At 70.6% G+C, this 11,485-nt stretch carries 10 protein-coding genes; 1 reads left to right on the forward strand and 9 read right to left on the reverse strand.

Going from position 1 to position 11,485, the window contains the following annotated elements; all coding sequences use genetic code 11:
• Nucleotides 1-43: 43 nt before the first annotated feature.
• The 4 genes from QE416_RS09070 to QE416_RS09085 form a co-directional block, all read right to left on the reverse strand.
• On the reverse strand, nucleotides 44-1,708 hold the full coding sequence (locus tag QE416_RS09070) for a PTS mannitol transporter subunit IICB (protein ID WP_267786325.1): 1,665 nt from the start codon (nucleotides 1,706-1,708) through the stop codon (nucleotides 44-46).
• Nucleotides 1,709-1,759: 51 nt separating this feature from the next.
• Nucleotides 1,760-3,313, reverse strand: a complete 1,554-nt coding sequence (ptsP, locus tag QE416_RS09075; RefSeq protein ID WP_373458843.1) for a phosphoenolpyruvate--protein phosphotransferase — start codon at nucleotides 3,311-3,313, stop codon at nucleotides 1,760-1,762.
• Nucleotides 3,314-3,459: 146 nt separating this feature from the next.
• Nucleotides 3,460-3,735: an HPr family phosphocarrier protein gene (locus tag QE416_RS09080; protein WP_210072145.1), complete on the reverse strand. Its 276-nt coding sequence runs from the start codon at nucleotides 3,733-3,735 to the stop codon at nucleotides 3,460-3,462.
• Between the two features lie 20 nt (nucleotides 3,736-3,755).
• A complete protein-coding gene (locus tag QE416_RS09085; protein WP_307315455.1) occupies nucleotides 3,756-4,082 on the reverse strand; it encodes a PTS sugar transporter subunit IIB in 327 nt (108 codons plus the stop codon).
• A gap of 150 nt (nucleotides 4,083-4,232) precedes the next feature.
• On the opposite strand from QE416_RS09085, the gene QE416_RS09090 reads away from it, so the two are divergent.
• Nucleotides 4,233-6,200 carry a transcription antiterminator gene (locus QE416_RS09090; RefSeq protein WP_307315458.1) on the forward strand — a complete coding sequence of 656 codons (1,968 nt, stop codon included), beginning with the start codon at nucleotides 4,233-4,235 and terminating at the stop codon, nucleotides 6,198-6,200.
• A gap of 102 nt (nucleotides 6,201-6,302) precedes the next feature.
• Here the strand turns inward: QE416_RS09090 and wecB are convergent, their stop codons facing one another.
• From wecB to QE416_RS09115, 5 genes are read right to left on the reverse strand one after another with little or no spacing between them, the layout of a single operon-like run.
• Nucleotides 6,303-7,448 (reverse strand): non-hydrolyzing UDP-N-acetylglucosamine 2-epimerase, encoded by a 1,146-nt coding sequence (wecB, locus tag QE416_RS09095; protein ID WP_307315461.1) that lies wholly within the window; start codon nucleotides 7,446-7,448, stop codon nucleotides 6,303-6,305.
• Nucleotides 7,445-8,179, reverse strand: coding sequence for an exosortase S (gene xrtS / locus QE416_RS09100; RefSeq protein ID WP_373458844.1), 735 nt, complete (start codon nucleotides 8,177-8,179; stop codon nucleotides 7,445-7,447). Before xrtS ends, wecB begins: the two co-directional genes overlap by 4 nt.
• The gene (locus tag QE416_RS09105; RefSeq protein WP_267786332.1) at nucleotides 8,176-9,540 is read right to left on the reverse strand and encodes a glycosyltransferase; all 1,365 of its coding nucleotides are present in this window, start codon (nucleotides 9,538-9,540) and stop codon (nucleotides 8,176-8,178) included. The genes xrtS and QE416_RS09105 overlap by 4 nt, the downstream gene beginning before the upstream one ends.
• Complete coding sequence (locus QE416_RS09110) at nucleotides 9,537-9,731, reverse strand: hypothetical protein (RefSeq protein ID WP_116238539.1); 195 nt, start codon at nucleotides 9,729-9,731, stop codon at nucleotides 9,537-9,539. The genes QE416_RS09105 and QE416_RS09110 overlap by 4 nt, the downstream gene beginning before the upstream one ends.
• Before the next feature lie 4 nt (nucleotides 9,732-9,735).
• Complete coding sequence (locus QE416_RS09115; protein WP_307315468.1) at nucleotides 9,736-11,037, reverse strand: choice-of-anchor G family protein; 1,302 nt, start codon at nucleotides 11,035-11,037, stop codon at nucleotides 9,736-9,738.
• Nucleotides 11,038-11,485 lie beyond the last annotated feature (448 nt).

Raw genomic sequence — 11,485 nt, forward strand, 5'->3', positions numbered from 1 at the left:
CCAGGGGTCGGGCTGACGCACCGACCCCTGGCGTGCTAGGGGATTACTTGGCCTCGTGCTGAGCGCGCACCATCTCCACGACCTCGTCGTACTTCGGCGAGTTCATGAAGTTGTCGACCGACACGTGGAGCGAGTCGGGCGACTGCGCCTTGGCGCGGTCGGTGAGCTGGTTCTGCGTGATGACCAGGTCGGCGGAGCCGTCGAGGTTCGCGATCGCCTGGTTGGTGACCGTGACGCCGTCGATGCCGGCCTTCTTGATCTTGTTGCGCAGGACGCTGGCGCCCATGGCCGAGGAGCCCATGCCGGCGTCGCAGGCGAACACGATGTTGTTCAGCTGCTTGGTCGCCACAGTTCCCGCGGCGCCGCCGAGGGCGGCGTCGACATCGCGGTCGGCCGCCTCGGTCGTGCCCGAGCCGGTCGTGCCGGCGGCACGGGTGCGGAGGGCGCCGAGGGCCGAGGACTCCTTGCCCTTGTTGGCCGCGGTCTGGTCGATCGCGGCGGCGAAGCTGTCGCCCTCGGCCTCCTGGTCGCGCTTGCGCGAGGCGCGGAGGATGACGCCGGCCACCAGGAAGGTCACCGCGGCGGCCACGACGACCGACAGGTAGACCACGAGGAGGTTGGCGGGACCGGCGCCGATGGCGGCGACGGTGACGGCGATGATGCTGCCGGGAGCGGCAGGGAAGGCCAGGCCGCCCTGGAAGATCATGTTCGTCGCGACACCCGAGGCGCCACCGGCGATCAGCGCGAGGATCGTCATGGGCTTCGCGAGGGCGTACGGGAAATAGATCTCGTGGATGCCGCCGAGGAACTGGATGATGATCGCGCCGGGGGCCGACGCCTTCGCCGCGCCGACACCGAAGAAGGTGAAGGCGAGCAGCAGACCCAGGCCGGGGCCGGGGTTCGCCTCGATGAGGAACAGGATCGACTTGCCCGACTCCGCCGCCTGCTCGATGCCGAGAGGGGTGAAGACACCGTGGTTGATCGCGTTGTTGAGGAACAGCACCTTGGCCGGCTCGACGATGATCGACAGCACCGGGAGCAGGTTGAACTGCACGAGGAACGCGACGATGCTGCCGAGGACCGCGCTGATGCCGAGGAAGACCGGGCCGAAGGCGAAGAAGCCGACGATCGCGAGGATCATGCCGAGGATGCCGGCGGAGAAGTTGTTCACGAGCATCTCGAAGCCGGGGCGGATCTTGCCGTCCCACAGCTTGTCCATCTGCTTGGTGACCCAGGCCGCGAGCGGGCCCATGATCATCGCGCCGAGGAACATCGGGATGTTGGTGCCGACGATGACGCCCATCACCGCGATCGTGGCGACCACGCCACCGCGCGCGCCGTAGACGATGCGCCCACCGGTGTTGGCGATGAGCAGCGGCAGCAGGTACGTGATCATGACGCTGACCAGGCCGACGTAGCCCTGGTAGGTGCCGCCGTCCGCGTTCGCGGTCAGCGCGGTCATGGCGCCCGGCCAGTTGATGGTCGCGGCGTCGCCGCCGCCGCCGAGGATCTCGGCGACCGGAGCCCAGTGCCAGCCGAAGGGGCTCTTGGCACCGAAGAAGCCGGCGGGGATGAAGAGCATGGTGATGAAACCCCATGCGATGAATGCCGCGATGTTCGGCATGATCATGCCGGAGAGGAACGTGCCGAATCGCTGAACCGCGATCCGAGCCCCTCCCGGCTTCTTGGTGGGTGACGTCGTCGTCATTGCTGTGTCTCCTTGACTGGCTGCACGGCGGGAGCCGCGGTGGGGGGCGGCTTACGCCGCCGAGTGGGCGGAGGCTGCCTGGGCGGCCTCTCGGGCAGAGGCCGCGTCATCCGCGGCCAGGGCGGCCTCGGCGATGCGACGGGCATCGTCGAGAGAGTGGGTGAGCAAGGTGGCGCGCACGTCGGCGAGGGCCGTGGGAGCCATCGACAGCGTGGTGGCGCCGAGACCGACCAGCACGACAGCGAGCAGCGGGTCGGCCGCCGCCTCGCCGCAGATGCCGACGGGCTTGTCGTGAGCGCGACCGGCGGCCCCGACCTCGCGGATGAGGCGCAGCACGGCCGGGTGCCACGGGTCCTGGAACGACGCGACCGAGCCGAGCAGGCGGTCCGCGGCGAGCGTGTACTGCGTCAGGTCGTTGGTGCCGATCGAGGCGAAATCCGCGATCTGCAGGATCCGGTCGGCCAGCAGCGCCGACGAGGGCACCTCGACCATCACACCGGTGGTCTTCAGGCCGTAGTCCTTCGCCAGTGCGGTGAAGTAACGGGTCTCCTCGACGGTCGAGACCATCGGCGCCATGACCCAGAGGTCGGCCGGGCCCGCCTCGGAAGCCCGGGTCGCGGCATCCGCTTCCGCCAGGGCGGTGAGCTGCTCGCGCAGGATGTCCTCGCTCGCGCGGAGGGCGCGCAGGCCCCGCAGGCCCAGCGCCGGGTTCTCTTCGTGCGCGTCGTTGAGGAAGGGCAGCGGCTTGTCGGCGCCAGCGTCGAGCACACGCACGACGACCTTCTTGCCGGGGAAAGCGCTGAGCAGTTCGATGTAGGCGGCGCGCTGCTCCTCGACGGTGGGCGCGGAGCTCGAGCTGAGGAAGAGGAACTCGGTGCGGAACAGACCCACGCCCTCGGCGCCGAGCTCGACGGCCTCGGCCGCGCCGCCGGGCTTGCCGAGGTTCGCGAGCAGGGGGACCTTCGTGCCGTCGGAGAGGGCGCCGTCGGTGATGGGGGCGGATGCCGCGGTCCTGCGGGCGTCGGCGCGGTTCTGCGCGCGGGCGAGGTCGTCGTCGGTGGGATCGACGGTGACGACGCCTGCGGCGGCGTCCACGATGACGGACTGCCCGTCGACGAGGTCTTTCGCGCCGGCCGCGCCGACGACGGCGACGATCGACTTCTCTCGGGCCAGGATCGCCGTGTGCGAGGTGGGACCGCCCTCGGTCGTGATCAGGGCGAGCACCTTCTCGAGATCGAGCAGGGCGGTGTCGGCGGGCGCCAGATCCTTGGCGACCAGCACGAAGGGGTGGCCCGGATCCGGGATGCCGGGAGCTGCGACCCCGCGCAGACGCGCGATGACCCGCTGGGCGACGTCGTCGAGGTCGGCGGCACGCTCACCCAGATAGCCGCCGAGGGCCACGAGCTGCTCGCGGAAGGAGGCGAAGGCATCGTGCACGGCGAACTCGCCGGTCTTCCCGGCCGCCAGACGGCTGTCGACCTCGGCCTCGAGCGTGGGGTCTTCGGCGATCATCGCCTGCGCCTCGAGCACGTCGCGCGCAGCTCCCCCGGCCTGGGCGCCGCGGGCTTCGAGCTCACGGGCGACGGCGCCGATGGCCTCGCGCACGCGCGCGGTCTCGTCTTCTCGACCGAGAGCTCGCTCTTCGCGTCCTTCGGGGCGGGCAGGGGCTCTGCCATGCGCGCGATGGGTCCCTGGGCGACGCCCAGTCCGATTCCGACTCCACGGAGTTCCGTCATGGTGCTGTGTTTCCTTTACTCGGCGTCGTGGTCGGTGGTCAGAAGCTCCGCGAGGCGCTCCAACGTCGCTTCGGCGGTGTCGCCGTCGGCGGTGAGGGTCACGTAGTCGCCCTGCTCGAGCCCGAGCGCGATGATCCCGAGGATGCTCGCGGCGTTGATGGGCTTGCCGGCGTCTTTGGCGAGGGTCACGGGGATACCGGAGTCCTTCGCCGCCTGGGCGAAGAGCTTCGCGGGGCGCGCGTGCAGGCCGTGCGACGATCCGATGCGGACGGTGCGGGTCAAGTGGGGCATGGTGTCCTCTCCGTCGTTTTTCAGATCGTGTCCGCGGGCTGGCGGGATCGCAGGGCGTCCTCGACCAGGGCGAGGGTTCGGGTGCCGCTGTGGTCGGTGAAGACATCGTCGGGAAGCAGCACCACGCTCACGCCGCGGGGCGCGGCCTGGAGGCGGATGGCCTCGAGCTCGAGGGCCAGGTGCGGACCCACCAGCACGATGTCGGCCGCGTCCAGGTCGATCGGCAGCGACTGCGAGGTCCCCGCCGACGCGGAGTAGTCCAGGCCCTTCTCGTGGGCAGCGCGACGGACGCGTTGCGCGACGAACGTGCTCGACGCACCCGCTCCACACACCACGAGGATCTTCATCGACCGGCCTTTCTTCCTCTCGATTGTCCGCACCCCGCTCACAGCGGACAACCAGGTTCGTTTCCCACCCCCCGGAACGCGGATGCCGTGACCTTTCCGCTTCGAGCGTGCGCGCTCCTGCGCCCGGTGCGGGAGGGCGTGAAAGGATGGATGAATCGCCGCTCACCGGTGCGGCGCGGAGGACGGATCGTGACGACGAAAGCTCGCCAAGACCGCCTGCTGGCCCTGTTGCTGCGGGACGGGGAATGGTCAACCGCGGCATCGCTCGCCGACGCGCTCGGGGTGACCCCGCGCAGCATCCGCTCCTACGTCACGGCGATCAACGCACGCGTCCCGGGCGGCGCGGCGATCGAGTCCGGTCCGCTGGGCTATCGCGCGGGGACGGCGGCGGCCGCTGCCCTTCGTGCCCTCACCGGAACGGATGCCGGCACCCCCCGCGACCGCCTCCACACCCTCGTGCGCCGATTGCTGGATTCCGCCGAGGGGATCGACGTCTACGACACGGCGGACGCCCTGCACGTCAGCGCGGCGACCCTCGAGGCCGACCTGTCCCGGGTCCGGGGACTGCTCGGCGGAACCGAGCTCACCCTCGAGCGCTCGGCATCCACCGCTCGCCTGCGCGGAACCGAGGTCGCCCAGCGCCGCCTGCTGTCGAAGCTCGCCCACGACGAGATGGACGCCGGGCTCTTCGACCTCGACGCCCTGCGCCGCACGCTCGGCGAGCAGTCGGTCGGGGCGCGCGCCTTCGGGCCGTTCAAAGCCGAGCTCGTCGCGGAACTCGGGGCGCTGGGCTACTACGTCAACGAGATCGGCATCGGCGACGTCGTGATGCATATCGCGATCGCCGCCGACCGCACCACTCGCGACCGCGCCCTCGGCTCGCCGGGCGGCGACTCCTCGGACGCGGCGGCCGCCGTGGTCGACGTGCTCGACCGGCTCACCCTGAAGCACATCGGCGTCCAGCTCGGCTCGGGCGATCTGCGGCATCTCGCGACCCTGGTGCTGACGCGCATCGTCGCCCCGGGATCCTCGGGCGGTGACGGCGTGCGTGCTCGTCTGGATCCCTCGGTGGAGACGGCCGTGCGGCGGGTCGTCGAGAATGCGGCATCCGAGTTCCTCGTCGACATCGCGCACGACGACTTCATCCTGCGCCTGGCGCTGCACGTGCAGAACCTGCTGCACCGATCGCGTGAGCAGGCGTGGTCGCGCAACCCGCTGACGCGGTCGCTGAAGTCGACGTACCCGATGATCTTCGAGGTCGCGGTGTACATCGCGAAGGGGCTGCAGGACGGTCTCGGCATCCCGATCCTCGACGACGAGATCGCCTACATCGCGATGCACGTCGGCGGGCGACTGGAGCGCAGTCGTCGGGCCGATCAGCTGCTGACGGCGACGATCGTGTGCCCGGGGTACTACGAACTGCACGAGCTGCTGCGTTCGAGCGTCGACCGCTCGCTCGGTCAGGCCATCGAGGTCGTCGGCGTCGAGACCCGCATCGACCCGGCGTGGGACTCGATCGAGACCGACCTCGTGCTCACGACCATCGATCCGCCACGGCCGGGGGACCGGTTCGTACGTATCCAGCCGTTCCTCACCGACGCCGACGTCGAGCGGGTGCAGGCCGCGGCCGGGCGTATCCGCCGCGGTCGCCGCCTCGCCCGTCTCCGGGCCGAGCTCGAACGGTACTTCGCGCCCGAGGCTTTCGTGCGGGGGGTGGATGCCGCCGAGGGCGAGGCGGGCGTCATCCGGCGTCTCGGCGGCATGCTGGTCGAGCAGAACGTGATCGACGACGCGTACGTGGCCCGGGCGGTGGAGCGCGAGGCGATCTCGTCCACGGCGTTCACCGACGCTCTCGCCGTTCCGCACGCGATGGGCATGACCGCGACCCAGACCCGCATCGCGATCGGCATCGCCGACCCCTCGATCGCCTGGGGCGAGGGCCGCGTGCAGGTGGTGGCGCTCGTGGCTTTCAGCGAGACCGACCGCGAGGCGTTCCAGACGGTGTTCGAGCAGTTCGTCGAGGTCTTCAGCGAGCGCGACAGCGTGCAGCGCATCGTTCGCCGCGGCACGGACTTCGCGGCGTTCCTGGACGAACTGGTCGCCGTGATCGACGGCTGACCCCGCGCGGCCGGCCGGGGCTCGGACTCCGCCGGTCGGCGGACGCGATGCGCTCGCGGGCGGGGAGAGCTCGTCCGCGATCGCGGGGCGCTCCCGCGAGCGTCAACCCGCCAGGGCATCGGAGCGTGCGACACCGAGCAGGCGCTCGATCGCGTCGGCCGCGCGCGGGGCTGCCCGGCCATCGCCGTAGAGCTCCCGGGCACGAGACATACGGGCGTGTGCGGCGGGGTCGTCGAGCAGGGTGGCAAGTTGGGCGGCGACCACCTCCCGGCGTGTGCCGATGAGCCGCGCGGCTCCGGCCTCGACCCCCTCTCCGCGCTCGGTGGTGTCCCGCACGACCAGGGCGGGCACGCCGAGCGCGGGAGCCTCCTCCTGCACCCCGCCCGAGTCCGTGACCACGCAATGAGCGCGGGCGAGCAGGCGACCGAACTGGGCGTAGGGCAGAGGTTCGCACAGGATCACGCGATCGGTGTCGCCCACAGCCGAGAGGACCTCGCGGCGTACGCGCGGGTTCGGGTGCATCGGCAGGATGGCCACGACGCCGGAGCGGGCGGTGACCGTCTCGGCCACCGCGGCCACGACGCGCGCGAGCGGGCCGTCCCACGACTCGCGCCGGTGGACCGTGACGAGCACGATCCTTTCCCACCCGTTCGCGATCTCCTCCATCGCGGGATCGTCGAAACGCTGCGGATGCGTCCTCTGCCAGCGGAGGGCATCGATACCGGTGTTGCCCGTGACCACGATGTCGTCGGGGGCGACCCCCTCGGCGCGGAGGTTGGCGGCCGCGCTGTCGGTCGGTGCGAGATGAAGCGAGGCCAGTGGCGCGATCAGCCGGCGGTTGCCTTCCTCGGGGAAGGGCGAGCGCAGATCGCCCGATCGCAGCCCGGCCTCCAGGTGGATCACGCGCGACCCCGCGTAGTACGCCGCGACGGCGGCGAGCGCGGCACTGGCGGTGTCTCCCTGCACGACGACGGCATCCGGGGCCGCCTCCGCCCAGCGGTGCGCGAGGGCGGCGAAGATCGCGGACGATGTCTCGGCGAGCGATGCCCCGCTCCGAAAGACATCGAGGTCGACGTCGGGCGCGATACCGAACGACGCGTTGACCTCGTCGGCCATCTGCCGGTGCTGACCGGTGACGGTCACGGTCGTGCGCGCGGAACTGCGTCGCCGGAGTTCCGCGACCAGCGGCGCGCACTTCACCGCCTCCGGGCGGGTGCCGTACACGACATCGATCCAGGGACGACTCATCGGCGGTTCTTTCTGCCCGGTCCGGTACCGGTGCGGCGTCGGTCGCGGCGAAGGGGTGCCGCAACATCGGGGTGATCGGCGGGGGGCGTGGCACTTCTGGCCGTCGACGTGGTCGTGGAGCCGTCTCGTCGGACGGGGTGCGAGGCGCCCCCGGCGCGTGCGCGACCTCGTCGTCCGACGTCGGGATCCGCAACGCCTCGCCGCGGGGACTCGCGCAGGGCGATGCGCAATACGAGAAGGATCGCGGCGATGAAGCCGGCGATGACGAAGAGCGAGCCGAGGTAGCGATGCACGAGGTCGAAGCCCTCGCGCCCGTATCCGCTGTACGCCCACGCGGCGGAGCCGAAACGGATCATGTTGCTGGCCACGGCGACGGCCACGCCGACGGCGAGACCCAGAACGACCCGCGCGGAGCGTGCGCGCGTCACCCCCAGCACGGCGGCGGCCAGGAGGACCAACGGAACGACGAGGACGGTCGTCGAGCACAGAGCCGTGATCGAGAGTCCCGCGACCTCGGGGGTGCCGATGCCGAAGTACACGATCGAGCCCGACGCGACCGCGCGACCGGGGGTGAGCGCGGCGACGACGGCGCGCGCGAGCTGTGCCTCGGCCCGACGCGTGTCGGCTTCCGCGATGACCAACAGTGCCGCGATCGCGAGCAGAAGCGCCACCAGTAGCGTGCGATGGGCCCGACCCGCGCGGGGGAGGGAGACGGCCGCGGCGACGCTCACGACTCGACCGCCAGCAGAAGGCGTCCGGCCTCGGCGTTGCGGCGTGTCTTCGTCCACCCGCGCCGCCCCGTCAGCATGCGGCCGAACGCGCGGATCACGCAGACGTAGCTCTGGTACATGTACAGCCAGTAGCCCAGCCCCCACACCGCCGCACGCCAGAGCGGGTGTCGCTCCTCGCGCAGCACGTACACGAGCGGCCAGAGCGAGAACGGCAGGATGCCGGTGAGCACCCACAGCGGCAGGATCCACGTGGACGACGAGACCCAGCTGAGGATGCCACCGGGCGCGAGGGCCCCCGAAACGAGCATCGCCACGGCCACGCTGGGCCACAGCACCGATCCGGCGAGCTGGATATAGGGGATCGCGAGGAAGTACGCCGCCTCGAGGGCGCCGGCATTGGTGAAATGACGTGACGAGAAGATGCGCGGGAGGTACCGTGCGCACTGCAGTCCGCCCTGGCACCATCGCGTGCGCTGCGTGAGCAGTCGACGCGCCGAGGGGAGTGCTTCCTGTGAGACCCACGTGTCGTGGACGTACACCGTCCGATATCCGGCGAGCATGATCCGCAGCCCCACCTCGTAGTCCTCGAGCAGCGCATCGCCCCACGGTTCCCCCTTCGCCGACGAGGCCGCACGGAGGGCACTCAGACGGGTGAACTGCCCGTTTCCGCCGAGACCGACCGAGACCGTGCGCATCCGCAGGACCTGCATCGCCGCGATCGTGGTGCGGAACTCGATGTCCTGCATCCTCACGAGGTAGCGAGCCCACGCCTGAGCGAGACGACCCCGTCCCCCCAGGGGTGCGGGGTCGTCTCTGTTGCTCATCCGCACCGCGACCTGCACGGCACCGACGTCGGCTGAGCCGAAGGCGGTGGGGCCCGACGCCTGACGGAGGGCGTTCGGGGCGAGGGATCCATCGGCGTCGAGGACGATCACGATGGTGCGATCGTCTTCGACACCGCCCTCGCCCCGGGACGCCCGCCAGTGCATCAGCTGCGCGTAGGCGGCGTTGAGGGCCGCCCCTTTGCCGGTGCGAGCGTCGGGGAGGCGGCGGATCACCGCGTGCACGAAGCAGTCGCCGGCGGCGACGGTCGAGACGATGTCCCCGGTGCCGTCCGTGCTCGCGTCATCGATGATCCACACGTGCACGTCGGGGAACCGCTCCCGCATCCTCGTCAGCGTCTCCGCGATCACGGTCGCCTCATCCCGGCAGGGGATGAAGGCGTGCCACTCGAACTCCCGACGGTCGCCGCCGCGAGCGCGCCTCCGACGAGCGAACGGGACGACGATGAGCGTCGTGTAGGTCAGGAACATCACCAGGAACACGAACGAGAGCGAGAAGAGGATGTCGAGAGGGTTCACGAGTTTCGTCGGGCCTCTCCGGATGCCGCCGCCTCGTCGCCGTGACCGCGCAGCCACGCCGAGCGCCACGCCAGGAGTGCGCCGAGCAGGGCCGCGCCGGCCCCGACGACGACGAGCGTCGCCGTCGGGGCCGTCGAGCCGGTGACCGCAAGGATCGCGGCCCCTCCGCCCATCGCGCCGTTGCGGTACATCGCGTCAGCCCCGGATGGATGCCGCACGGGCACGACGACGCAACGCGATCCCGGCCAGAACGATCGCACCGACGCCGATGAACCCGCCGGCCAGGGCTGACGACTCGGGCCCGGCGACCGGAACGGCGAGCTGTCCGGCGTTGGGACCGACCGTCGCGTTCGCGAGGTTCACGCTGGCCACCGACCCGGAGGGACCGAGGCCCAGACGCAGCGCGGTCTGCGTGAACGAACCGTCCGAACCGGTCGACTGCACGTTGACCTGCATCTGTGCCAGTTGCGTCAGCGCATTGCTGAGCGGGGTGACGACGGTGCTGCTGATCCCGTTCAGCGCCGGCACGATCGTCGCCTTCGCGGTGTCGACGGCCGCTTGCAGGGCGATGCCCGCAGCCGCGGTGAAGATGTTCGACCGCAGGTTCGTGGCGAGGGCGCTCGCCGCGTTCAGCACACCGTCGACCTGGCTGACGATCTTGTTCGCCACGGCCTGCGGGACGTACGAGAGCAGGTCGGTGCCCGGCGGCAGAGCGTTGACGCTGGAGACACCGGCGGCCGAGGTCAGGTCGTCGAGCGTCAGCTGGACCGTGCCCGACGAGAACGGATTCGTCAGTCCCGCACCGCTGGTGTTCGCGAGCGCGATCAGCGTGTTCAGCGCCGGGTTGATGATGCCGAGCACACCGGAGACGATCGTGCCGTCGACCACGAAACCGGCGTCGGAGAGGACGTACTGACCGGTCTGCGTGCCGTCGGCGGCTTGCTGGGCGGAGGCGGCCAGTACACCCAGATCGACTTTCAGCCCGACGGGCGCCGACGACGATCCCAGCCGGAAGGTCGCCGACTGGTTCGCGGACGGCGAGCCGACGTTCGAGGGCGTGACCGTGCCCGCGCCGATGAGGCTGGGGGCAGCCGAGACGGCACCGGAGAACGCGGAAGAACTGCCGTCGTCGCGCGCCTGGGCGTACTGGCCGACAGCGCCGAGCTGGATGATCCCGTTGTCGCCGAAGAGGTTCGTCGATCCCGCCGACAGGCCGACGAGGCCCGCGATCGCCGAGGCGTCGAGCGGCTGGTCGGTGGTGACGTCGCCGCTGGCATCGGGGTTGACCGCCTGCGCTCCCCTCAAGGCGAGGGCGTTGTCGAGCACGTTCGTCCCGAGCAGGGACGTCTCGACGAGCCGCCCGGTGCCCTGTGAGACGACGGCTGCAGCTTGGGCGCTGGTCGCCGGGATGAGCAGAGCGGCGGCGATGGCGACCGCACCTGCGGTCCGCGTCGTGCGCCGCACCCGGCCGTAGGACGTTGATGATCCGGTGGTCATGGTGTCTTCTTCCTGGTCAATCCGCGCGCCGTGGAGCCCGCGATCGGGTCGGGTCATGCGGGTCGTGGTGACGCTAGGGGCTCGCAGAGATCGGCACATCGGTGTGGCACACGTAACGTTCCGGAGGGGGCTCTCAGCGTGGTGCTCGGTATGGCTGCGCAAACACTGATGCCTCTCAGTGACCAGGGAGACGCGCGGAATTCGGTGTAGGAACGGAGGGGGGTGCCGCCTCGCGTACCCCTAGTACAAGGGGGTTGCAAACAATGAGTGGTGCTCGAACATTCGTAGGGCGCTCGGTGGAACGAGCCCTGGCGGTAGCCGCCTTCAGCCGGAATCGGAGCGTGTTCGTGACAGGCCCCAGCCGGAGCGGGCGCTCAACGCTCCTGACGTCGGTCGTGAGGGATCTGGCCCGGCCCACGGTTTTCCTGGAACGTCGTCCGAACGGCGT

Source organism: Microbacterium sp. SORGH_AS_0421 (genome assembly GCF_030818635.1).
GTDB lineage: Bacteria > Actinomycetota > Actinomycetes > Actinomycetales > Microbacteriaceae > Microbacterium.